Genomic DNA, 23,723 nt, shown 5'->3' with positions numbered 1-23,723 from the left:
CGGTGCGGGTCTCCGTGCGGGGACGGGGCGCCGGTCAGTCGTTGCCGCGCAGGATGGCGACGATGCGCAGGATCTCGATGTACAGCCAGATCAGGGTCACGGTCAGGCCGAAGGCCACGGACCAGGAGTACTTCTGCGGGGCGCCGTTCTTCACGCCCACGGCGGCCATCTCGAAGTCCATCGTCAGCGAGTACGCGGCGAGCAGCACGGCGATCGCGCCGATGATCAGGCCCAGGCCGCCCTCACGCATGTTGCCGATGCCGGTCCAGGTGAGGACCAGGTTGACGAGCATGAAGACGAGGTAGCCGATCATGGCGCCCATGACGATCTTCGTCATGCGCGGGGTCGGGCGGAACTTGCCCGAGGTGTAGAGCGCCAGCATCACCGCGAACACGGAGAAGGTGCCGAGCACGGCCTGCACCACGATGCCCGGGTAGGCGCCCTCGAAGAACGCCGAGATGCCGCCCAGGAACAGGCCCTGCGCCACGGCGTAGGCCATGATCAGCACGGGCGAGGGCTCGCGCTTGAACGCGTTGACCAGGCCCAGCACGAGGCCGGCGATCGCGCCGATAATCATCAGGCCCGGCGAGAACCAGCCCACGGCGCCCGCCACCACGACGAGCACGAGCATCAGGCCGGTCTTGCCGACGACGTCGTTGAAGGTCATCCGGCCGGTCTGCTCCGGGCCGGCGGAGGGCGCGCGGAAGGCGTCCTCCATGGACTGCTGGTGCGCGTACTGCTGGGCCGCCTGGCCGGCGCCGAACGCCTGGGCCTGGCCGTACGGGCTCTGCTGCTGGCCGTACGGGGACTGCGCGGACTGCTGCCCGCCCTGGTACCAACCGGGCTGCGCCTGTCCGCCGCCCTGCATCTGCTGCTGGAAGTTCTGAGAGTTCATGACCGGATTCGCCACGGCTCACTCCTTCGGGTCGAGTCGGCCCGGTCGCACGCCGCCGCAGTGAGCCGCGTTCGTGCCCCGGGGTTCAGCACGATCCTATCGGGAGGTCTGTGTCCGCGCGCGGGGTCGGAGCGTGGATCCGCGCCGGTTCACCGGCTGTTCACGGTGGGCGCAGAAGCGAGGCGCGCGGGGAGACGCGTGGTGCCCCCGGCGGGACTCGAACCCGCAACACGCCGATTTTAAGTCGGCCGCCTCTGCCAGTTGGGCCACGGGGGCGTGGCGGGCCCGTGGACGCGGGCCCGGGTGCGGACGATGCCGGCCCCGCCCGATGCGCTCGGACGGGGCCGGCGGCCCGCTGGCTGCGGGATCAGCCCTTCGAGGACTCGAGGGCCCGCTGCCGCTCGAAGCGGCCGGGCTCGAGCTCGACGCCCGCGGCGCGGCGGAACGGGTTGAACGGGGTGTCCAGGCCCGCCACCGAGGTGGAGTCACGGCCGAACAGGGTCTCGGCGACCCAGCCGGACAGGATGCGGAACTTCCGCTCCAGGGTGGGCATCGCGTAGCCGTGGTAGCCGCGGTGGGCCAGGAACGCCGGGATGCCGGCGATCTTGGTGCCCAGCGGGTTGCCCACGCCGCGGCCGAAGCCCAGCCCCGCCACGGTGCCCAGGGACTTGTGCACGTACTCCTGCACCTCGCCCTTGCCGTGGCGCACGGCCATGTAGTTGGCGGCCAGACGCTTGGCCTGACGGATGGCGTGCTGGGCGTTCGGGACGCAGAAGCCGCCCGGGCCGGCCCCGGTCAGGTCCGGCACGGCGGAGACGTCGCCGCAGGCCCACGCACCCTCGAGCGCGCCGGCCTCGCCGTCCTTGATCTGCAGGGTGGGGGTGGCCTCCACGCGGCCGCGGTCGTCCACCGGGAAGTCGGTGCTCTTGACCACGGAGTTGGCCACCACGCCGGCGCACCACACGAGGGTGTCCGCCGCGAAGGTCTCCGCCTCCTCCTTGGAGGGCATGGCCACGAGCTTCATGACGCCGTCCGTGGCGTCGCCCAGCGAGGTGTTCAGCAGGACCTCGACGCCGCGGGACTTCAGATGCTCCACCACGCCCTGGGCCTGCTCCTCGGAGACCTCGGGCATGATGCGGCCCATGGCCTCGACGAGGACGATCCGGATCTCCGACTGGGAGAGGCGCTCGTTGCGCTCCACGGCGTTGCGGATGAGGTTCTCCATCTCCGCGATGGCCTCGATCCCGGCGAAGCCGCCGCCCACCACCACGAAGGTCAGGGCACGCTTGCGCTCCTCGGCGTCCGTCATCAGGGAACCGGCGTCCAGGCGCTCCAGGATCTGGTTGCGCAGCTGGACGGCCTCCTCGACCGAGCGCAGACCGATGCCCTGCTCGCCCAGACCCGGGATCGGGAACACGCGGGTCACGGCGCCCGCGGTCATCACGATGTCCTGGTACGGGATCTCGAACTCGTCGCCGCCCTCGCCGCGCACCACGGCGGTGCGGCCGGCGTGGTCCACGGACACGACGGCGCCGCGGACGACCTCGGCGTCCTTGAGGTGCGTCTGCAGGTCCACGTTCACGTGGCGGCCCTCGATGTGGCCGCCCACGACCTCGGGCAGGAACGGGTAGTACGTCATGTACGGGCGGGGGTCGACGACGGTCACGACGCCGCCGCGCTCGGCGACCTTCTTCTGCAGCTCGCGGGCGACATGGAACCCGGCGTAGCCGCCGCCGACGATCAGCAGGCGCGGCTTGGGAGACAGTTCAGGAGTGAGAGACATACCGCCAGTCTACGCACGCACGGGCCCGGCCCCTCCACTCTCCGCCGTCGTGGTCAGGACCGCAGCGAGAGCACGATCCCGTCCAGGATGTCGTGCTCGCTCGCCCAGGCCTCGGTGACGCCCGCGACCTCGGCCACCCGCTCCAGGACGGTGCTCCACAGCAGCGCGCCCGCGCCGATCACGTCCACCCGTCCCGGGTGCATGAACCCCCGCTCGGAGCGCTCGGCCCGGGTCGCGGCCACGAGGCCCTCCGCCGCCGCGCGGAACTCCGCGATCGGCAGACGCGCGCCGTGGATGGCCTCGGGCTCGTACGTGCTGAGCCCGAGGGCCTCGGCGGTCACGGTGGTCACCGAGCCGGCCACGCCGACCACGCGGGCCACGCGTTCCAGCGGCAGGCGGGCGGCGGCGTCGTCGAGGAGGCGGCGGGCGTCCGCGCGGGCCGCGGCGACCTCGTCCGACGTCGGGGGGTCGGAGCGCAGATGACGCTCGGTGAACCGCACGCAGCCCATGTCCAGGCTGACCGCGCCCACGACCTCGCCCGCGGGCGTGCCGACGACCAGCTCGGTGGAGCCGCCGCCGAGGTCCACGACGAGCACGAGGTCCTCCGGGCCCAGGTCCGCGGTCTCGACGGCGGAGACGGCGCCCGCGAAGGACAGGCCGGCCTCCTCGGCGCCCGAGACGACCTCCGGCTCGACGCCGAGCCGCTCCCGGACGCCGTCGACGAACGCGGCCCGGTTGGAGACGTCCCGGCTGGCGGAGGTGGCCACGAACCGGACCCGGCCGGCGTGGTGGCGCTGGACCAGGCGGGCGTACTCGTCGACCGCCGCGAAGGTGCGCTCCAGCGCGGCGTCGGAGAACGCGCCGGTGGCGTCCACGCCCTCGCCCAGGCGCACCACGCGCATCTCGCGCACGACGTCGGCCAGCGGCGCCGCCGGGTCGGCCCCGGCGCCGGTGGTCTCGTCCGTCCCGGCCGGCCGGGAGATCAGCAGGCGGATGGAGTTCGTGCCGCAGTCCACGCCGGCCACCGTCACCTCCTTCAGCGCGGCGACGCGCTCGAGGTGCTTCACGTGCCGGGAGAGGTCCTTCGTGGGCACCGCCGCGGCCTCGTCCCACGCGCCCTCGCACGCGCAGACCTCGGGCGTCCACCACGGGGCCACCAGGGCGATCGCCTCGTCCCCGAGCGGGTTCACCCCCGGCCCGGCCGCGAGCGCGTGGCCCACGAGGGCGTGCAGGCACTTCACGCGCTCGGGCATGCCGCCGGCCGAGACCCCGGCGATCTCCGGGACGGGCCCCGTGCCGGCCTCGGCCCCGACCCGGTCCCGCTCGGCGATGTAGGCCTCGTGCGCCGCGCGGTGCGCGGCCGCGAGCGCGGGGTCCTGGGCGAGGCGGTCGTTCATGCGCGCCATCTCCCCGTCCGCCTCCACGCGCGAGACCGCCGCCGTCAGCACGGGGTGGGTCAGGTAGAAGGTCGTGGGGAACGGGATGCCGTTGGAGAGCCGCGGCGCGGTGGTGGCCACGAGGGGGTTGCCGCACACGCAGCGGGCGCCGATCTCCACGACGTCCCGGACCGGGCGGCCGAGCTGGCGGGACAGGGTGTCCAGGTCCTTCTCGGTGACGGTGCGGTCCTGGGCGGGGCGGGGGCTGACGGTCATGGTGTCCTCGGGGGTGCGGGGGTGGTGCGGGCGGGGGCGGGACGCGGGGCTCACTCGAGCCCGGCGCGGACGGCCGAGTCCCACAGGCCCTCGGCCCACGGCAGGCGGGTGTTGACGACCTCGTCCGCGCCGGCGGCGGGCGTGTCCTCGGTCTCGGTCGCGGTGTCGGTCTCGGAGGGCCGCCCCGTCACGGAGTACAGGGTCTCCCCCGGCATGACCAGCTCGAGACGCTCACGCGCCTGCTGGGTCACGTAGGCGGGATCGTCCCACAGCTGGATCCGCCGTTCGTAGTCCTCGCGCTGGGCCTGCATGGTGGCGATCTCCTCGCGCGCGGCCGAGATCTCCAGCTGCTGGTTCAGGAACGCGCGCAGCGTGGGCGCCACCAGGACGGCGGCCACCAGCAGCACGGCGACGACGATGAGCGAGCGGCCCGTGATCTGCCGGGCCGGCACCGGCTCCGGCAGCGGGGCCCGACGGCGGGCGGCCGTGGCGGCGGCGGATGCGGCGCCGCGGGGGGCGGGCCGGGGCCGACGCCCGGCCGGGCGGGCCGGAGCCGTGCGGCGCGGGGGTGCCGACGGGGATGCGGGGGCGGCGGTGTCCCCGGCGGAGGCCGTGTCGGCCCGGTCCGCGTCCGGGTGCCCGTCCAGGTGTCCGGGGTGACCGGCCTGGCGGCGCTCCTGGACGCTCTGCAGGTCGATGACCTCGGCGTCCGTCGCCGCGGGCGCCGGCGTGGGGGCCGCGGGGGTCGGCGTGGGCGCGTCCGGCTTCGGGGAGGCCGTCGTCGGGGCCGCCGGGGCCGCGACGGCGGTCCGGCGCGGGGCGCCCGTCGTCGGGTCGACACGGGGCACGCGGGGGCGGCGCGGACTCATCGCGGACTCCTTCGGACGCACTGCGGGAACCCTCCCAGCCTACTGCCCGCCCCTGGCAGGATCCTGGTCGCGCCGGGACGGGCGCGGGCCCGCCCGGAAGGATCCGGGCGGGCCCGCGCGTCGTCGTCGGGGACGGTCAGCCGCGGAAGCGCGGGAAGGCGGAGCGGCCCGCGTAGACGGCGGCGTCGGCCAGGTCCTCCTCGATGCGCAGCAGCTGGTTGTACTTGGCCACGCGGTCCGAGCGGGCCGGGGCGCCGGTCTTGATCTGGCCGGCGTTGGTGGCCACCGCGAGGTCCGCGATGAACGTGTCCTCGGTCTCGCCCGAGCGGTGCGAGATCATGCAGTGGAACATGTGGCGCTGGGCCAGGGCGATCGCGTCGAAGGTCTCGGTCAGGGAGCCGATCTGGTTGACCTTCACGAGCAGGGCGTTGCCGGCCTTCTCGTCGATGCCGCGCTGCAGCCGCTCCACGTTGGTGACGAACAGGTCGTCGCCCACCAGCTGGACGCGATCGCCCAGCTGCGCCGTCAGGTGCTGCCAGCCGTCCCAGTCGTCCTCGTCGAGCGGGTCCTCGATGGAGACGATCGGGTAGTTGTCCACCAGCTCGGTGTAGTAGGCGGCCATCTCCTCGGCGGAGCGCTGCTGGCCCTCGAAGGTGTAGGAGCCCTTGTCGAAGAACTCGGAGGAGGCGACGTCCAGCGCCAGCGCGATGTCCTCGCCCAGGCGGTAGCCGGCCTTCGTCACGGCCTCGGCGATGAGGTCCAGGGCGGCGCGGTTGGACTCCAGGGACGGGGCGAACCCGCCCTCGTCGCCCAGGCCGGTGGACAGGCCCTTCTCCTGCAGCACGGTCTTCAGGGCGTGGTAGACCTCGGTGCCCCAGCGCAGGGCCTCGCGGAAGGACGGGGCGCCGATCGGGGCGATCATGAACTCCTGGATGTCCACGTTGGAGTCCGCGTGGGCGCCGCCGTTGAGGATGTTCATCATCGGCACGGGCAGCACGTGGGCGTTCGGGCCGCCCAGGTACTTGTAGAGCATGAGGTCGGAGGCCTGCGCGGCGGCGGCGGCGACGGCCATGGACACGCCCAGGATCGCGTTCGCGCCCAGCGTGCCCTTGTTGGGGGTGCCGTCCAGGTCCCGCATCGCGCGGTCCACGGCGCGCTGGTCCGCGGCGAACTCGCCCTCGAGCTCCTCCGCGATGCCCTCGACGGCGGCGACGGCGTCCAGCACGCCCTTGCCGCCGTAGCGCTTCTTGTCCCCGTCACGGCGCTCGACCGCCTCGAACTCGCCGGTGGACGCGCCCGAGGGCACGGCCGCGCGGCCCAGGGAGCCGTCGGTCAGCAGCACCTCCACCTCGACGGTGGGGTTGCCGCGCGAGTCGAGGATCTCGCGAGCGTGGATGGCGTCGATCAGGGCCATGGACGGGTCTCCTTCAATCGAAGTCGGAAGTCGTGCCCGCGGCGTGGACACGGCCTCAGCCTAGCGGGGACCTCCGGTTCCAGGCGGCCGCGCGCCGGCGACAAGACCGCCGTTCCCCCCGGCTGCGATGTCGCTGGGGCGCGGTCGGGGCGGCGGCCGGGCCGGCGCGGCGTCGCGTCAGCCGGACGGACGCAGCGCCGACCAGTCCCCCGCACGCACTCGCGCCACCGTGGTGCGCAGGGCCCGTTCGGGGTCCAGCCCCGCCGCCCGGGCCCGGAACACCAGCGCGAACAGCTCCGCCCCGAGCGCGGTCTCGTCCGGCCACACCGCCACCGGACGCTCCCCCGCCTCCGCGGCCGGCACCGGGACGTGCGCCGCGAGCGGGTCCGGCTCCTGCCGGGCCGCGCGGTCGACCACCTTCGCGGCGGCGGCCAGCGCCGGCAGCCGGGCCGGGATGTCGCCGACGTCGAGGCCCGGGCCGGTGCCGCCGTCGCCGTGGGCCGGGGCGGCGGACGAGAGCCCCGCGGCGGCCCGCTCCTGCGCCTTGACCCGCTCCCAGGCCAGCTCGACGGCCTCGGGCGTGACGGCGGCGAGCTCCTCGGCCGGGCGCAGGCCGCCCTCGGGAGTGAGCACGAGCGGGTTGCGCCGGATCATCTTGGCGGTGAGGGCGTCGGCGGCGTCGTCCAGGCGGAACCCGGCCGTCTCCGCCGGGGCGCCCGGCGCCCGGGAGACGGCGGCGTGCAGCACCACCTGGAACAGGACGTCCCCGAGCTCGGCGGCCAGGGCGGGGTACGCGCCGTCGGCCCGACGCGCGGGCACGTCGGCCCATGCGGCGGCGTCGCGGGACTCGATCTCCGCCACCGCCTCGTACGCCTCCTCCACGAGGTACTCGGCGAGGTCGGCGTGGGTGAGCGCGGCCGTCCAGGGGCAGTGGTCGCGCAGGGCCTCGACCACCGCCACCAGACGGTCCACACTCGCGCTCACGGGCGGATCAGTCGTCCTCGTCCTCGTCGTCCAGCTCCTCGAGGACCGGGCCGACGGCGTCGCCGGAGATGACCTCGCCCCAGCCGGCCACGAGGATCTCGGCGAGGTCCTCGCGCTCGTCCACGGACAGGAAGGCGGCCTCGGCGGCGTTGAGCTGCAGGTCCAGCAGCTCGGAGAGCGAGTAGCCGAAGGTCTCGGCGAGCAGGTAGAGCTCGTCGGTCAGGGACACGTCCGAGACGAGCCGGTTGTCCGTGTTCACGGTGACGCGGAAGCCGAGCTGCACGAGCAGGTCGATGGGATGGCCCGCGATGCCCGCCGCGGCGTCCACCGCGCCGGTCTGCAGGTTCGAGGACGGGCAGACCTCCAGGGCGATCTGCCGGTCCCGCACCCACGCGGCGGTCTCGCCCAGGTCCACGAGGCCGGTCAGCTCGTCCAGCTGCTCGCCGTCCTCGTCCACGCCGCCGTACTCCACCGAGATGTCCTCCGCCAGGCGCACGCCGTGGCCCAGACGCAGGGCGCGGCCGTCCACGAGGGCCGAGCGGACGGAGTCCAAGCCGTCGCCCTCGCCCGCGTGCACGGTGACGGGCAGGTGGTGGGCGGCCAGCCACGTGAAGGTGTCGGCGAAGCGGGAGGGCGGGAACCCGGCCTCGGCGCCCGCGATGTCGAAGCCCACGACGCCGGCCTCGCGGTGGCGCACGGCCAGCTCGGCGATCTCCTGGGCCCGGTCGGCGTGCCGCATCGCGGTGACCAGCTGGCCCACGCGGATCACGTGGCCCGCGGCGTCGGCGGCCTCGACCGCCTCGTCCAGGCCGGCCTGCACGGCCTCGACCGCCTCGTCCAGGCTCAGCCCGCCGGCCAGGTGCTGCTCGGGGGCCCAGCGGATCTCGCCGTAGACGACGCCGTCGGCGACCAGGTCCTCGACGAACTCGCGGGCCACGCGGCGCAGCTGCTCGCGGGTCTGCATCACGGCGGTGGTCAGGGCGAAGACCTGCAGGTACTTCTCGAGGGACTCGCCGTTGGCGTGCTCGGCGATCCACTCGGCCAGGCCCTCGACGGTGTCCGCGGGGACCTCGACGCCGGCCTCGCGGGCCAGGTCGAGGACGGTGCCCACGCGCAGGCCGCCGTCGAGGTGGTCGTGGAGGGAGACCTTGGGCAGGACGGCCAGGTCGACCTCGAGCGGGGAGGGGGATGCGGTGTCCGGAAGCTGCGTCGTCGTCACGGGCGTCACTCTACGGCAGGGCGCTCAGCGCAGGGCCTCCTGCTCGGCCAGGGTGAGGCCCTTCACCCCGGCGCCCAGCCGGCGGCGCAGCAGGGCCTTGAGCAGGCGGTCCAGCAGCAGGCCCACGAGCGCGGCACCCGTCACGGAGGCGGCGATCTGCAGCACCGGGTTCTCCAGCCAGCCTGCGGTCAGGCGCGCGATCATGATCGAGTACGCGGCCCAGCTGGCCGTGGAGAGCAGGTCCAGCGCCACGAACCGCACCGGCGGATAGCGGGTGGCGCCGGCCGTGAGGTTCAGGGCCACGCGGCCGCCGGGGATGAACCGGGCGGTGAACAGCAGCAGCGCGCCGTGGCTGTGCAGGTGGTGCCGGGCGACCTCGACCGTGGCCCGCACCCGCCGCAGCCGCATCCACCGGAACCGCTCCACGCCCACGGCACGGCCGATCGCGTACGCGGCCACGTCCCCCAGGAACGCGCCCGCGAAGCCGACCCCCCACAGCGCCCACAGGGAGAACGGGTGCCCGTCGCGGACGATCGCGCCGAGGGCCACCAGCACCGACTCCGACGGGAAGATCGGCACGATGCCGTCGAGCAGGCACAGCAGCAGCGTCAGCGGCAGGACCCACCACTGCGCGGAGGCGTGGAGGATCGCCTCCTCGAGCCACGCGAGCATCCGGTCAGCCGATCCGGTCCAGGATCACGGAGCGCTCGCGAAGGGTCTGGGCGGCGTCGTCGTCGAGCTCGCCGACGGCCCAGCCGCCGGCGAGCGCGGCCTTCGCCCGCTCGAAGCGCTCCGGCGTGTCCGTGTGCAGGGTCAGCACCTTCTGGCCCCGGGCCACGCGCTCGCCGGGGCGCACGTGCACCTCGACGCCGGCCGCGGCCTGGACGGCCTGGCCCTGTCGCTCCCGCCCGGCGCCGAGGCGCCACGCGGCCAGGCCCACGGCCATCGCGTCCAGCTCGGTGAGGACGCCGTCCGTCTCCGCGACGACGTCCTCGGTGTGGGCCGCCGTCGGGAGGGCCGCGCGCGGGTCGCCGCCCTGGGCCTCGATCATCCGGTTCCACACGTCCATCGCCCGGCCGTTGGCCAGGTGCTCGGCCGGGTCCACGTCCGTGACCCCGGCGCCGGCGAGCATCGCGGCGGCGAGCGCCACGGTGAGCTCCACGACGTCGGCCGGGCCGCCGCCGGCGAGCACCTCCACCGACTCGCGGACCTCGAGGGCGTTGCCGGCCGTCCGGCCCAGGGGCACGGACATGTCCGTGAGCAGCGCCGAGGTGTCCACCCCGGCGTCCCGGCCGAGGTCCACCATGGTCCGGGCCAGCTCGCGGGCGGACGCCTCGTCCTTCATGAACGCGCCCGAGCCGCACTTGACGTCCAGCACGAGGGCGCCGGTGCCCTCGGCGATCTTCTTGGACATGATCGAGGAGGCGATCAGCGGGATGGCCTCCACCGTGCCGGTGACGTCGCGCAGGGCGTACAGGCGCTTGTCCGCCGGGGCCAGGCCCGAGCCGGCCGCGCAGATCACGGCGCCCACCTCGGAGAGCTGGCGCAGCATCGCCTCGTTGCTGAGGTCGGCCCGCCACCCGGGGATCGCCTCGAGCTTGTCCAGGGTGCCGCCGGTGTGGCCGAGGCCGCGGCCGGACAGCTGCGGCACGGCCACCCCGAAGGAGGCCACGAGGGGGGCCAGCGGCAGGGTGATCTTGTCCCCCACACCGCCGGTGGAGTGCTTGTCCGCGGTGGCCAGGGGGCGGCCGTCCGGGGTGGTGAGCCCGCCGAAGTCCATGCGCTCGCCCGAGGCGATCATCGCGTCCGTCCAGCGGGCGATCTCGGCGCGGTCCATGCCGTTGAGCAGGATCGCCATGGCCAGGGCGGACATCTGCTCGTCCGCCACCACGCCGCGGGTGTACGCGTCCACCACCCAGTCGATCTGCTCGGGGGACAGCGTCCCCCGGTCCCGCTTGGTGCGGATCACCTCGACGGCGTCGAAGGGCTCGGCCTGCGGCTGCGCGGTCATGGGGTTCTCCTCGGAGGACGGCTGCGACGGTCAGCCTCCGACTCTAGCGAGCGGGCCCGGGAGCGCGCCGCAGGTCAGGGACGGTCCGCCCGCTCCAGGTCGGCCGGGCCGAAGGCGTCCGGCAGCACCGCGTCGATCCCCCGCTCCCCCGCCGGGGTGAGCAGCACGAGCCCGGGGGCGCGGAACTCGTACAGCAGCTGGCGGCACCGCCCGCAGGGCATGGTGAGCACGCCCTCGCCGTCCACGCACACGAACGCGGCCAGTCGGCCGCCCCCGCCCATGCGCAGGTCGGCCAGCAGCGCGCACTCGGCGCACAGGGTCAGCCCGTAGGACGCGTTCTCGATGTTGCAGCCCGAGACGAGGCGGCCGTCGTCGGTGAGCGCGGCGGCGCCCACCCGGAACCCCGAGTAGGGCACGTAGGCGTGCTCCGTGGCGGCCAGGGCCGCGGCCCGCAGCCGGTCCCAGTCCACGCGCGGCGCCGTCGTCGTGTGCTGCCCGTCCGCCACGGCTACTCCTTCACGTACGGCACGCCCGAGGCGGCCGGGCCGCGCGAGCGGCCCACGAGGCCGGCCACGGCGAACACCGTGACGAGGTACGGGAGCATCGCCATGAACTGGCTCGGCACCGGGGTGCCGAGGATCGCCAGGACGTACTGCATGTTGGTGGCGAAGCCGAACAGCAGCGCCGCGAAGAACGCGCCGATCGGGTTCCAGCGGCCGAAGATCACGGCCGCGAGCGCGATGAAGCCCTGGCCCGCCGTCATCTCCTTGGTGAAGGACGACGCGGAGACGAGCGTGAAGAACGCCCCGCCCATGCCGGCCACCGCACCGCCCAGCAGGACGGCGGCGTACCGCGTGCGGTTCACGTCGATGCCCACGGTGTCCGCGGCCTTGGGGTGCTCGCCCACGGCGCGCACGCGCAGGCCCCAGCGGGTGCGGAACAGGGCGAACCACAGCGCGATGACGAGCAGGTACATCGCGTAGCCCAGGATCGTCTGGTTGAACAGGATGGGCCCGAGCACGGGGATGTCCGCCAGGCCCGGGATCCGCAGGTTCGGGAAGTGCGGCGGCGCGTTGAGCTCGGTGTCCCCGCCGGTGAGGACGGTGGAGTACAGGAAGCTCGTCAGGCCGGCCACGAGCACGTTGAGCACGACGCCGACGATCACCTGGTTGACCAGGTACTTGATCGAGAACACGGCGAGCAGCCAGGACACGAGGACGCCGGCCACGATCGCGGCGGCCAGGCCCGCCCAGGGCGAGCCGGTGGCGGTGCCGACGACGGCGGCCGTGAACGCGCCCGCCAGCAGCTGACCCTCGATCGCGATGTTCACCACGCCCGAGCGCTCGGCCAGGATGCCGGCCATCGAGCCGAAGATCAGCGGGACGGCCAGCGCGAACGAGCCGGCGATCAGGCCGGTGAGGAACACGGTGGTGTTGTCCGCCGAGCCGATCACCCAGATGAGGAACGCGGCCACGAAGGCGACGGCGAACAGGGCCGCGGCCCAGCCGGGGGTGCGCCCCGAGCGCAGGGTCGCCAGCCAGGCCACCGCGGTCAGCACCGCCATGAGCCCGACGAGCAGCCAGCCCCCCAGCACGGGGTCGGCGGTCAGGTCCGGGAGCACGACGGCGTCGGACGCGTTCGAGAGTCGGAAGGTCGCCGCCGCCTCGGGGGCGCCGAGGGCGAAGACGGCCAGGGCCAGCAGGGTCAGGATCGTCAGGGCGATCGGGGTGGTCCAGTGCCGGACCACGACCCGGGCGGGCTCGGCGGCCTCGGGGCGGACGACGTCGGCGTGGGGCCGGGCGGCGGTCGCGCTCATCGGGCGTCCCCCTTCTGCTCGTGCGGGCGGTGGGTCGGGGCCGTGTCCGTGGGTGCAGTGGTCGGAGCCTGCGGGTCCGCGACGGCGGCGGCCGCGGCCTCCTGGACGCCCGTGGACGGGGCGGCGGCGTGGCCGCCGGCGCCGGTCAGCGCGGCGCCGGCCACGGCGGGCTGGGTCACGGGGTCGGCCGCGCGGCGGGCGCGCGCGGCGCCCGGGGCGGGCAGCCGGAAGATGGCGCGCACCAGCGGCGGGGCCGCGATGAGCAGCACGATCACGGACTGCACCACGAGGACGATGTCGACCGGCACCCCGGTCTCGGTCTGCATGGTCACGCCGCCGGCGCGCAGGGCGCCGAAGAGCAGGCCCGCGAACAGCACGCCCACCGGGTGGGACCGGCCGAGCAGCGCCACCGTGATCGCGTCGAAGCCGAAGGACCCGGCCACGGAGGTGTTCAGCGTGCTCTCCGTGCCGGCCACGTGGGTGGCGCCGGCCAGGCCGGCCAGGCCGCCGGAGATCGCCATGGCGGCCAGGTAGGAGCCCTTGACGGAGATGCCGGCCGTGCGGGCGGCGTCCGGGTTGGCGCCCACGGCCCGCAGGCGGAAGCCGAGGGTGGAGCGCTGCATCAGCCACCACGTGAAGAGCACGGCCAGCAGCGCGACGAAGAAGCCCCAGTGCAGCCGGAAGTCGGTCCCCAGCAGCCGCGGGAACATGGCGGAGCGGTCCAGCGGCGCGGACACCGGGTTCGTGGTGCCGGGCGCCCGCAGGACGGGGGTGTTCAACAGGTAGGCGAGCAGGTTCACCGCCACGTAGTTGAGCATGATCGTGAGGATCACCTCGTGCGCGCCCGTCCAGGCCTTGAGCACGCCGACGACGGAGCCCCACAGCACGCCGCCGAGCACGCCCATCACGACGACGAGCAGCAGGTGCACGCCGGCCGGCAGGTGCAGGTGCACGCCGAACCACGTGGCGAACATGGCGCCGAAGATGAACTGACCCTGGCCGCCGATGTTGAACAGGCCCGCCCGGAAGGCGATGGCGATGCCCAGCGAGATGATGATCAGCGGGGTCGCCACGGTGAGGGTCTCGGTGAGCGGGTAGAGCATGCCCGTCGCGTCCGAGGCCCGGTAGTTGAAGACGGCGCCGCGGAACAGGGCCGCGAAGGCTCCGGCGAACGCGGCCCAGGCGGCGGAGAGCAGGTCGCCCGGGCGGGCGAAGAAGTAGCCGGCGGCGTCGCGGACGTCCTCGTCCACGGCGATGATCAGCAGGCCGGAGATCAGCAGGGACAGCAGGATCGCCAGGGCGGTGACCGTGCCGTTGCCCGAGAGGATCCGGCGCAGGGCGGAGTCGGCGGGGGCGGGCCGGGCGGCCGCGTCGGACGCGGGGGCCGGGCGCTGCGGGGCGGCGGTGCTCACGGGCGCTCTCCTTCCGTGGTGGGGTGGGCGGCGGGCGCCTCACCGGCGGTGCCGGGCGTGCCCGCGGCGACGTCTGCGCCGGAGGCGAGGGCCGCGTCGTCGGGGGTCTGGCCGGCCATCATGAGGCCGAGCGTCTCGCGCGAGGTGTCCCCCGGCACGATGCCGACGATCCGCCCGTGGTACATCACGGCGATCCGGTCCGCCAGCTCGAGGACCTCGTCCAGCTCGGTGGAGACGATCAGCACGGGGGTGCCGGCGTCGCGCTCGGCGATGATCCGGTCGTGCAGGAACTCGATCGAGCCGACGTCCACGCCGCGCGTGGGCTGCGAGGCGATGAACAGGCGCAGCCCGTCCACGAGTTCGCGGGCCATGACGACCTTCTGCTGGTTGCCTCCCGAGAGGGAGGAGACCGGCAGGTCCACGCCCTGGGTGCGGACGTCGAACTCGGCCACGCGGCGCTCGGCGAGCGCCCGCACCGCGGCGGGGCGCATCTGCACGGCGTTGCCGGCCGGGGCGACGTCGTACCGGTTGAGCACCATGTTCTCCGCCACGGAGAACGGGCCGACGAGCCCGTCCGTGGAGCGGTCCTCGGGCACGAAGCCGACGCCGGCGCGGATGATCTGGCGGGTGGACCGGCCGATCAGCTCCCGACCGTCCAGGGTGACGGAGCCGGTGGCCTTGACCAGGCCCATGATCGCCTCGGTCAGCTCGGTCTGCCCGTTGCCCTGCACACCGGCCACGGCGAGGACCTCGCCCTGGCGGACGGCGAAGGACACGGCGTCCAGCAGCACCTGGCCCGTGGGCGAGACGACGGAGAGGTCCTCGACGCGGAACGTCTCCTCCCCCAGGGTCGGGGCCGTCTTGCGCCGCTCGAGGACGACGTTCCGGCCCACCATGAGGGCGGCCAGCTCGGCGGCCTCGGCGGAGGGCTCCGCCGTGCCGACCACGCGGCCGCGGCGCAGCACGGTGATGTCGTCCGAGACGGCCTTGACCTCGCGCAGCTTGTGGGAGATGAACACGATCGCCGTGCCGTCCGCCCGCAGCTGCCGGATGATGCCGAGCAGCTCGTCGGTCTCCTGGGGGGTGAGCACGGCGGTCGGCTCGTCCAGGATGAGGATGCGCGCGTCGCGGACGAGGGCCTTGATGATCTCGACGCGCTGCTGCACGCCCACGGGCAGGTCCTCGACGACGGCGTCCGGGTCCACGTCGAAGCCGTACTGCGCGGAGATCTCCCGGATCCGCCGGCGGGTGGCCTCGAGGTCGAGCACGCCCAGGGCGCGGGTGTGCTCGTCGCCGAGGGCCACGTTCTCGGCCACCGTGAAGACGGGCACGAGCATGAAGTGCTGGTGCACCATGCCGATGCCCGCGCGCATGGCCTCGCCGGGGCCGGAGAACCGGACGGGCTCGCCGTCGAGCAGGATCTCCCCCTCGGTGGGCTCGTAGAGCCCGAAGAGGACGTTCATCAGGGTGGACTTGCCGGCGCCGTTCTCGCCGAGGAGGGTGTGCACCCGCCCCGACTCCACGGTCAGGTTCACGTCCTCGTTCGCGGCGAACGAGCCGAAGCGCTTGGTGATCCCGCGCAGTTCGAGCCTCATCGAGGGCCTTCCGTCTGGTCGATGCTCGTGGTGCCGCGCTCGGCGGCGGGGGCGGGCCGGGCGCCCGCGCGCCGCGGGGCCGGTCCGGAGGGGTCCGGGCCGGCCCTGCGGCGGTGGCGAGGCGGGTCAGGCCTCCGGGGAGTACTCCGAGCCGACCTTCAGCTCGCCCGAGACGATCTTGGCCTCGAGATCCTTGAGCTCGTCCTTGAGCTCCTGCGGCACCGTGTCCTCGAAGTCGTGGAACGGGGCCAGCTCGACGCCCTTGTTCTCCAACGTGCCCACGTAGGGCTCGGCCGAGAACTCGTCCTTCAGGTCCGCGGCGATCACGTCGGCGACGGACTGGCCCATGTTCTTCTTCACCGAGGTGAGGATCAGGTTGCCGTCCTTGGTGGACTCGTAGCCGTCCGAGTCCGGCCAGATGACCTTGACGTCCTTGCCGCCCTGGTTCGCCTCGCGGACGGCGTCCAGGGTGCCCAGGCCCACGGGGCCGGCCACCGGCATCACGATGTCGGCGCCCTCGTTGATGAAGTTGGCGGTGTTCGTCTTGCCGTTGGCCACGTTCTTGAAGTCGCCCGTGAAGGAGCCGGTCTTCGCGTCCTTGTCCCAGCCCAGGACCTTGACGTCCTTGTCCTTGACCTCGTTGTAGTGCTCCACGCCGCGGGCGAAGCCGTCCATGAAGATGGTGACGGTGGGGATCTCCATGCCGCCATAGGTGGCCACGGTGCCGGTCTCGGTGGTGCCCGCCGCCAGGTAGCCGGCCAGGAACGCCGCCTGCGCCGTGTCGTAGGTGAGCTTCTGGACGTTGTCGGAGAAGCCCTCCGCGGTGACGTCCACGCCGAAGAAGTGGGTGTCCGAGTGCTGCGCGGCGATCGGCTTCATGGCGTCGCCGAGGAGGAAGCCCACGCCGATGACGGCGTCGCAGTCGGCGTTGACCATGGCGGTCACGTTCGGGGTGAACTCGCTGGGCTCGTTCGACTCGGCCTCGCTGGTGGTGATGCCGTAGGCCTTCTCGGCGGCCTTGAGGCCCTCGTAGGAGGACTGGTTGAAGGAGCGGTCGTCGAAGCCGCCCTCGTCCGAGACGATGCAGGCCTTGTAGTCCTTGTTGTCCGAGCCGACGCCGTCCACGGTGGCGATGGCCTCGCTCTCGGCGGCGCCGGGGCCCGAGGCCTCGGACTGCTCCGGCGGGGCGCCGCACGCGGTCAGCAGCAGGCCGGAGACGCCGAGCGCGGCGGCGGGGAGCAGGAGACGACGGCGGCGCGCGGCCGACGGGGTGGCGATGCCCATGGGGTCCTCATTTCGGAAGGCACGGTGCGAGGCCCGCGGCCGGTGGCCGCGGAAAGACGGGGCCCGTGCGGGTGGCCCCGTCCGGATGAGCGCGAGTCTACCGAACGGTGGGCCCGTCCCCTCCGGCGGGGGCGGGCGGTGGGGTCAGTGGTGGTCCTCGCCCGTGAGCACCTGCAGCGCGGCGGCGGTGAAGACCCGCATGCCCACGCCGATGGCCCGCTCGTCCGGCGCGTAGTCCCCGCGGTGCAGATCGTAGATGGGGCCACCCGGGGACCGGGTGCCGAGGCGCAGCATGGAGCCGGGCACCTTCTGGGTCATCCAGGCGAAGTCCTCGCCGCCCATCGACTGCGGGGTCAGGACGATCGCCCGCGAGCCGAGCTCCCGCCGCGCCGCGGTCTCGATCAGCGCCGTCTCGCCCTCGGTGTTGTGCACCGGCGGGACGCCGCGCACGTGCTCGAGCTGCACGTGCACGCCGTACGGCGCGGCCACCTGTCGGACCACCTCGTCGAGCAGCGCGCCGGCCTCCTCCCACACGTCCGCGTCGAGGCAGCGCATGGTCCCGGCCAGGTAGCCGGTGTTGTCGATCGCGTTGGGCGCGCTGCCGGCGGCGATCTGCCCCCACACCACGGAGACGGCCGAGCGCACGTCGATCCGCCGGGAGAGCACGGCGGGCACGTTCACGGCGATCTGGGACAGGGCGAAGACCATGTCCTCGGTGAGGTGGGGCCGCGAGGTGTGCCCCCCGCGTCCGGTGAGGGTGATCCGGATCGTGTCCGCCGCCGAGGTGATGGCGCCGATGCGGGTGCCGATCGAGCCGACGTCGACCTGGGGGTCGCAGTGCGCCGCCAGGATGCGGGGAACGTCGTCGAGGATCCCCTGCCGCAGCACGGCCAGGGAGCCGCCGGGCAGCCGCTCCTCCGCGGGCTGGAAGATGACGCGGACCGTGCCGTGGACCCGCTCGCCGACCGCGCGCAGGTCGGGGTCGGCGGTGGCCCCGCGGAGGATGCGGCCGAGGGCGACGGCCACACCCGCCATCACGGCGGTGTGCATGTCGTGGCCGCACGCGTGCGCGACGCCGTCATTGACGGACACGTAGGGCAGGCCGGTCTCCTCCTCGACCGGCAGCGCGTCGATGTCCGCGCGCAGGGCCAGCACCACCGGCCCCTCCCCGACGTCCACGTAGGCGCCCGTGGACTCCATCCGCACGGGCGAGAGCCCGTAGCCGGAGAGCAGCTCCACGATGCGGTCGGTGGTGCGGTACTCCTCATAGGAGAGCTCGGGATGCCGGTGCAGGTCCCGGCGGAAGGACACGATCTCGTCCTCGAGCTCGGCCACCACGGGGCCCACCGAGGGGACGGAGGTCGGACGGGGCCCGGTCAGCACGGAGTCGGAGGTGGTCATGGCCCAGCACCCTACTCCGGGGGTGCCGGTCGATGCGGGCCGGACCCGGCCCAGGGCGCGGTCAGAGGACCTCGTCCACACCCTCCGCCTTGAGCGCCTCGACGGCCTTCTTGACCTCCTGGGCGTGCTCCGTGGTGGTGACCAGCAGCGCGTCCTCGGTGTCCACCACGACGACGTCCTCGATGCCGATCAGCGCGATGACGCGCTTCGTGTCCGTCACCACGACGCCGGACGCGTCGTCCGAGTACACGCGCGGGGTGTCGCCGATCACCGTGATGCCGGAGGCGTCCTTGACCGGGTTCAGGCGGGCGATCGCCGCGAAGTCCCCCACGTCGTCCCACGTGAAGGAGCCGGGGATCACGGCCACGTCGCCGACGGCGGCGGCGGGCTCGGCCACGGCGTAGTCGATGGCGGTCTTCGTCAGCTCGGGCCACACCCGGGCCATGACCTCGTCCCGCTCCGGCGTCTCCCACGCGCGGGCGATCTCCATCAGGCCGGCGTGCAGCGCGGGCTCGTTCTCCTCGAGGTGGGCCAGCATGAGGCCCACGGGCGCCACGAACATGCCCGCGTTCCAGAGGTAGCGGCCGGACTTCACGTACTGCTGGGCGACCTTCAGGTCCGGCTTCTCCACGAACGCGGCGACGTCGTGCGCGTCCGGGGCGCCGGCCACGCGGAGACGGCGGCCCCGGCGGATGTAGCCGAAGCCCGTGGCCGCGTGCGTGGGCTCGATGCCGATGGTCACGATCCGGCCCGTGGCCGCCGTCTCGACGGCCTGCCGCACCGCGTCCTGGAAGACCTCCACCGGGGAGATCACCTGATCCGCCGCGAACGAGCCCATGATCGTGTCCGGGTCGCGCAGGGAGAGGATCGCCGCGGCCAGGCCGATGGCGGCCGCGGAGTCCTTGGGCGAGGGCTCGAGCACCAGATCCGTCTCCGCCAGGGCCGGCAGCTGCATGCACACCGCCTCCCGGTGGGCCTCCCCGGTCACCACGAGCATGCCCGCGGCCAGGGGCGCCAGACGGTCCCACGTGGCACGGATCAGGGTCTGGCCCGAGCCGGTGAGGTCGTGGAGGAACTTCGGCGCGGCGGCCCGCGAGAGGGGCCACAGGCGGGTGCCCACGCCCCCGGCGGGGATCACGGCGTGGAAGCGGGACAGGGCCGTGCCCGGCGCGGCCTCGCGCGGGGCATCGGTCAGGTTCGGATCGGTGCTCACCGGGCCAGACTACGGAACCGTCCGGACGGGGGACCACTCGACGCGTCCCAGGCGGGGCACAGCCCAGACCGAACAGGACGGCGGCGGGGCGCCGCACGCGTCACAGTGGTCGCCCGGGTCCCGATCGGGCACGGAGGCGCGGGAAGGGTCTACCCTAGGTGGAGGAATCCACTCGCACACGCCCCTGCCCGTCGTCGTCCCACGGCGGAGGACCGGGATCGTGCATTCCCCCTGGAGGTATCAACCGTGTCTAGCGCCACTGCGCAGGCCCCGGCCAAGAACGGCCGCGGAACCCTGTACCGGGGCCACGGCGGCATGTGGTCCTGGGTGGGCCACCGCGTCACCGGCGTCGTCATCTTCTTCTACCTGCTCGTCCACGTGCTGGACACGGCCCTGGTCCGGGTCTCCCCCGAGGCCTACAACGCCGTGATCGGCTCGTACAAGACGTGGTACTTCGCGCTCGGCGAGGCCGGCCTCGTCGCGGCGATCATCTTCCACGCCCTGAACGGCCTGCGCATCATCCTGGTCGACTTCTGGAAGGGCGGCACCCAGCACCACAAGACCCTGCTGTGGATCGTGCTGGGGCTGTGGGTCGTCCTGACCCTGGGCTTCGCCATCCGTCACTTCAGCCTCGCACTCGGAGGTCACTGAGCCATGAGCACCACCGCTGAGACCACCATCGCGGCGCCCCGCAGCCGCCGTCTGGACCCCAAGTACACGCGCGACGGCGGCGGCCGCGGCAACTTCGAGATGCTCGCCTGGCTGTTCATGCGCATCTCGGGCGTCTTCCTCGTCGTGCTGATCGCCGTGCACCTGACCACCAACCTGCTGGTGGGCGACGGCATCCACGCCATCGACTTCGGCTTCGTGGCCGGCAAGTGGGCGCACCCGCTGTGGCAGTTCTGGGACCTGGCCCTCCTGTGGCTGGCCATGCTGCACGGCGCCAACGGCGTGCGCACGATCATCAACGACTACACCCGTCGCGGCAGCGCCCGCTTCTGGCTGACGATGATCCTGTACATCGCCACAGCCGTGATCATCATCCTCGGCACCCTGGTGATCTTCACCTTCGATCCCTGCATGGTGGACGCCTCCGGCGCCCTGCTCGAGGGCTCCCCGGCCTTCTGCGGCTGACCTCGGAAACGCTCGCCCTGCGGTGCGGCCGGCCCGAGCGGCCGCCGCGTCACAGACACCCAGAAAGAGAGACCTGAATGCAGGTGCACAAGTACGACGTGGTGATCGTCGGCGCCGGCGGCGCGGGCATGCGCGCGGCCATCGAGGCCGGTCAGCGCGCGCACACCGCCGTCCTCACCAAGATCTACCCCACGCGTTCCCACACCGGCGCGGCCCAGGGCGGCATGTGCGCGGCCCTCGCCAACGTCGAGGAGGACAACTGGGAGTGGCACACGTTCGACACCGTCAAGGGCGGCGACTACCTGGTGGACCAGGACGCCGCGGAGGTCATGGCCAAGGAGGCCATCGACGCGGTGCTGGACCTCGAGAAGATGGGCCTGCCCTTCAACCGCACCCCCGAGGGCAAGATCGACCAGCGCCGCTTCGGCGGCCACACCCGTGACCACGGCAAGGCGCCCGTGCGCCGCGCCTGCTACGCCGCGGACCGCACCGGCCACATGATCCTCCAGACGCTGTACCAGAACTGCGTCAAGCACAACGTGGAGTTCTTCAACGAGTTCTACGTGCTCGACCTGCTGCTGGTGGAGGAGGACGCCGTGCGCGAGGACGGCACCGCCTACAAGCAGAAGCGCACCGCCGGCGTCGTCTCCTACGAGCTGGCCACCGGCGAGATCCACGTCTTCCAGGCCAAGTCGGTCATCTTCGCCACCGGCGGCGCCGGCAAGGTGTACAAGACCACCTCGAACGCCCACACCCTCACCGGCGACGGCATGGCCATCGCCTACCGCGCGGGCCTGCCGCTCGAGGACATGGAGTTCGTGCAGTTCCACCCGACCGGCCTGGCCGGCCTGGGCATCCTGCTCTCCGAGGCCGCACGCGGCGAGGGCGGCATCCTCCGCAACGCGGACGGCGAGCGCTTCATGGAGCGCTACGCCCCCACCATCAAGGACCTCGCCCCGCGCGACATCGTGGCCCGGTCCATGGCCGAGGAGGTCCGTCAGGGCCGCGGCGCCGGCCCCAACAAGGACTACGTGCTGCTCGACCTGACGCACCTGGAGCCCTCGCACATCGACGAGAAGCTCCCGGACATCACCGAGTTCGCCCGCACGTACCTGGGCGTCGAGCCCTACACGGAGCCGGTGCCGGTGTTCCCCACCTGCCACTACTTCATGGGCGGCATCCCCACGAACATCCAGGCCGAGGTCCTCCAGGACAACGACACCGTCGTGCCGGGCCTGTACGCCGCCGGCGAGGTGGCCTGCGTGTCCGTGCACGGGTCCAACCGCCTGGGCACCAACTCGCTGCTGGACATCAACGTGTTCGGCCGCCGCGCCGGCATCTACGCCGCCGAGTACGCCGCGCAGGCGGACTGGGTGGAGCTGCCCGAGGGCGGCGAGCTGCCGACCGTGGAGCACATCGAGAACCTGCGCTCCGCCACCGGCTCCGAGCGCGTCGCGGACATCCGCGCCGAGCTCCAGGAGTCGATGGACGCGGACATGCAGGTCTTCCGCGACGAGGACTCGATCCGCCGCGCACTGGCCAAGATCGAGGAGCTGCGCGGGCGCTACGAGAACGTGTCCGTCCAGGACAAGGGCCGCCGCTTCAACCTCGACCTGCTCGAGGGCATGGAGCTGGGCTACCTCCTGGACATCGCCGAGGCGATGACCCTCGCGGCCCTGGGCCGCAAGGAGTCCCGCGGCGGGCACTACCGCGAGGACTACCCCGACCGCGACGACGAGAACTTCATGGCGCACACCATGATCTACCGTGACGAGACCGCGGAGATGGAGGGCGTCAAGGGCATCCGCTTCGAGACCAAGCCCGTCGTCGTGACCCGTTACCAGCCGATGGAGCGTAAGTACTGATGAGCCACTCAGCAACCGAGACCGAGGCCCCCGTGGCCCAGGCGCAGACCCAGTCCGCCGGTGGCGGCGCAGGCGAGGTCGAGAGCTTCGACATCGTGCTCAAGGTCCGCCGCTACCTCCCGGAGTCCTCCGAGGAGTCCTACTGGGACGAGTGGCGCCTGACCATGTACGGCACCGACCGCGTGCTGGACGCCCTGCACAAGGTCAAGTGGGACCACGACGGCACCCTGTCGTTCCGCCGCTCCTGCGCCCACGGCGTGTGCGGCTCCGACGCCATGCGCATCAACGGCCGCAACCGCCTGGCCTGCAAGACGCTCCTGAAGGACCTCGACCTGTCCAAGCCCATCCTGGTGGAGCCCATCAAGGGCCTGCCGGTGGAGAAGGACCTGATCGTGGACATGGACCCGTTCTTCCAGTCCTACCGCGAGATCATGCCGTTCCTGGTCGCCGAGGGCCACGCGCCCACCAAGGAGCGCTACCAGTCCCAGGCCGACCGGGCGATCTACGACGACACCACGAAGTGCATCCTGTGCGCCGCGTGCACCTCGTCCTGCCCGGTGTTCTGGACGGATGGCCAGTACTTCGGCCCGGCCGCCATCGTCAACGCGCACCGGTTCATCTTCGACTCGCGTGACGAGGCCGGCGACATGCGCCTGGAGATCCTGAACGACAAGGAGGGCGTGTGGCGTTGCCGCACGACCTTCAACTGCACCGACGCGTGCCCCCGCGGCATCCAGGTGACCAAGGCGATCTCCGAGGTGAAGCGGGCCATCCTGGCCCGCCAGTTCTGATCCCCCGCACCACGACGGCGGCCCGTCTCCTCACCTCGAGGAGGCGGGCCGCCGTCGTCGTGCGTGGTGCCCCTCCCGCCGAGGCCCGCAGACGCGCCGTCACCGGACCGGCGTAGCGGCGTGTCTGCGGGCCTCGGCGTGGGGACGGGCGGGACCGGAGGCGGAGGCGGGGGCGGTCCGAGCTCAGACGTCGAAGGCGGCGCGCGTCTCCCGCCGGTGCGCCACACGCAGCCACACCGCGCTGGACACGAGCATCCCGACGACGGCGCCCAGCACGACCGGACCCCCTCCCCCGGCCTGCACCATCCGCCCGCCGTCGACCATCCAGAAGGCTGTAAGCGGCCATGAAAAGCTGCCCATAGGTGGCCAGGGAATGACCCGCTGA

20 protein-coding genes, 1 tRNA gene and 1 pseudogene are annotated in these 23,723 nt (G+C 73.1%); 4 read left to right on the top strand and 18 right to left on the bottom strand.

Annotated features, from left to right (window positions below; translation table 11 throughout):
* Positions 1-34 precede the first annotated feature (34 nt).
* The 17 genes from NR072_RS07820 to NR072_RS07735 form a co-directional block, all read right to left on the bottom strand.
* A complete protein-coding gene (locus tag NR072_RS07820; RefSeq protein WP_036384970.1) occupies positions 35-910 on the bottom strand; it encodes a Bax inhibitor-1/YccA family protein in 876 nt (291 codons plus the stop codon).
* Positions 911-1,094: 184 nt separating this feature from the next.
* A tRNA-Leu gene (locus NR072_RS07815) sits at positions 1,095-1,171 on the bottom strand.
* Positions 1,172-1,262: 91 nt separating this feature from the next.
* Positions 1,263-2,678, bottom strand: a complete 1,416-nt coding sequence (locus NR072_RS07810; RefSeq protein WP_256836754.1) for an NAD(P)/FAD-dependent oxidoreductase — start codon at positions 2,676-2,678, stop codon at positions 1,263-1,265.
* Positions 2,679-2,731: 53 nt separating this feature from the next.
* A complete protein-coding gene (locus NR072_RS11495) occupies positions 2,732-4,330 on the bottom strand; it encodes a DUF501 domain-containing protein (protein WP_306230955.1) in 1,599 nt (532 codons plus the stop codon).
* A gap of 50 nt (positions 4,331-4,380) precedes the next feature.
* On the bottom strand, positions 4,381-5,199 hold the full coding sequence (locus NR072_RS07795) for a septum formation initiator family protein (RefSeq protein ID WP_256836747.1): 819 nt from the start codon (positions 5,197-5,199) through the stop codon (positions 4,381-4,383).
* 136 nt (positions 5,200-5,335) lie between these two features.
* Positions 5,336-6,613: a phosphopyruvate hydratase gene (gene eno / locus NR072_RS07790; protein ID WP_060974053.1), complete on the bottom strand. Its 1,278-nt coding sequence runs from the start codon at positions 6,611-6,613 to the stop codon at positions 5,336-5,338.
* Between the two features lie 177 nt (positions 6,614-6,790).
* Positions 6,791-7,597, bottom strand: coding sequence for a MazG nucleotide pyrophosphohydrolase domain-containing protein (locus tag NR072_RS07785; RefSeq protein ID WP_073115971.1), 807 nt, complete (start codon positions 7,595-7,597; stop codon positions 6,791-6,793).
* 7 nt (positions 7,598-7,604) lie between these two features.
* Complete coding sequence (locus tag NR072_RS07780; RefSeq protein WP_036336747.1) at positions 7,605-8,816, bottom strand: adenosine deaminase; 1,212 nt, start codon at positions 8,814-8,816, stop codon at positions 7,605-7,607.
* Between the two features lie 24 nt (positions 8,817-8,840).
* Complete coding sequence (locus NR072_RS07775; RefSeq protein WP_230277876.1) at positions 8,841-9,488, bottom strand: DedA family protein; 648 nt, start codon at positions 9,486-9,488, stop codon at positions 8,841-8,843.
* A 4-nt stretch (positions 9,489-9,492) separates the two neighbouring features.
* Entirely contained in the window at positions 9,493-10,827 is a 1,335-nt protein-coding gene (locus NR072_RS07770) for a thymidine phosphorylase (RefSeq protein ID WP_256836745.1), read from the bottom strand.
* Between the two features lie 74 nt (positions 10,828-10,901).
* The gene (locus tag NR072_RS07765; RefSeq protein ID WP_010079337.1) at positions 10,902-11,333 is read right to left on the bottom strand and encodes a cytidine deaminase; all 432 of its coding nucleotides are present in this window, start codon (positions 11,331-11,333) and stop codon (positions 10,902-10,904) included.
* A gap of 2 nt (positions 11,334-11,335) precedes the next feature.
* Complete coding sequence (locus tag NR072_RS07760; RefSeq protein WP_095347466.1) at positions 11,336-12,643, bottom strand: ABC transporter permease; 1,308 nt, start codon at positions 12,641-12,643, stop codon at positions 11,336-11,338.
* The gene (locus tag NR072_RS07755; RefSeq protein ID WP_134416298.1) at positions 12,640-14,055 is read right to left on the bottom strand and encodes an ABC transporter permease; all 1,416 of its coding nucleotides are present in this window, start codon (positions 14,053-14,055) and stop codon (positions 12,640-12,642) included. The genes NR072_RS07760 and NR072_RS07755 overlap by 4 nt, the downstream gene beginning before the upstream one ends.
* Positions 14,052-15,650, bottom strand: coding sequence for an ABC transporter ATP-binding protein (locus NR072_RS07750; RefSeq protein WP_036313325.1), 1,599 nt, complete (start codon positions 15,648-15,650; stop codon positions 14,052-14,054). Before NR072_RS07750 ends, NR072_RS07755 begins: the two co-directional genes overlap by 4 nt.
* Before the next feature lie 126 nt (positions 15,651-15,776).
* A complete protein-coding gene (locus NR072_RS07745; RefSeq protein WP_256836743.1) occupies positions 15,777-16,934 on the bottom strand; it encodes a BMP family protein in 1,158 nt (385 codons plus the stop codon).
* 144 nt (positions 16,935-17,078) lie between these two features.
* Entirely contained in the window at positions 17,079-18,335 is a 1,257-nt protein-coding gene (locus NR072_RS07740; RefSeq protein WP_036314553.1) for an amidohydrolase, read from the bottom strand.
* Positions 18,336-18,396: 61 nt separating this feature from the next.
* Positions 18,397-19,548 carry a mannose-1-phosphate guanylyltransferase gene (locus NR072_RS07735; protein WP_144818790.1) on the bottom strand — a complete coding sequence of 384 codons (1,152 nt, stop codon included), beginning with the start codon at positions 19,546-19,548 and terminating at the stop codon, positions 18,397-18,399.
* 246 nt (positions 19,549-19,794) lie between these two features.
* Between NR072_RS07735 and sdhC the strand changes: the two genes are divergently transcribed.
* The 4 genes from sdhC to NR072_RS07715 all read left to right on the top strand — a co-directional run bounded on the left by sdhC (position 19,795) and on the right by NR072_RS07715 (position 23,338).
* Complete coding sequence (sdhC, locus tag NR072_RS07730; protein WP_078025777.1) at positions 19,795-20,199, top strand: succinate dehydrogenase, cytochrome b556 subunit; 405 nt, start codon at positions 19,795-19,797, stop codon at positions 20,197-20,199.
* Positions 20,200-20,202: 3 nt separating this feature from the next.
* Positions 20,203-20,682, top strand: a complete 480-nt coding sequence (locus NR072_RS07725) for a succinate dehydrogenase hydrophobic membrane anchor subunit (RefSeq protein WP_036314556.1) — start codon at positions 20,203-20,205, stop codon at positions 20,680-20,682.
* Positions 20,683-20,759: 77 nt separating this feature from the next.
* The gene (sdhA, locus tag NR072_RS07720) at positions 20,760-22,547 is read left to right on the top strand and encodes a succinate dehydrogenase flavoprotein subunit (protein WP_036314558.1); all 1,788 of its coding nucleotides are present in this window, start codon (positions 20,760-20,762) and stop codon (positions 22,545-22,547) included.
* The gene (locus NR072_RS07715) at positions 22,547-23,338 is read left to right on the top strand and encodes a succinate dehydrogenase iron-sulfur subunit (protein ID WP_010079347.1); all 792 of its coding nucleotides are present in this window, start codon (positions 22,547-22,549) and stop codon (positions 23,336-23,338) included. Before sdhA ends, NR072_RS07715 begins: the two co-directional genes overlap by 1 nt.
* A gap of 183 nt (positions 23,339-23,521) precedes the next feature.
* Here the strand turns inward: NR072_RS07715 and NR072_RS07710 are convergent.
* Positions 23,522-23,723 (bottom strand): annotated as a pseudogene (locus tag NR072_RS07710) (hypothetical protein); the annotation flags it as partial.

Source organism: Micrococcus sp. Mcc89 (assembly GCF_024519795.1).
In the GTDB taxonomy this organism is placed as follows: Bacteria; Actinomycetota; Actinomycetes; order Actinomycetales; family Micrococcaceae; genus Micrococcus; species Micrococcus luteus.
The sequence above is the reverse complement of the archived record's forward strand: the minus strand, read 5'-3'. Positions and strand labels throughout refer to the sequence as shown.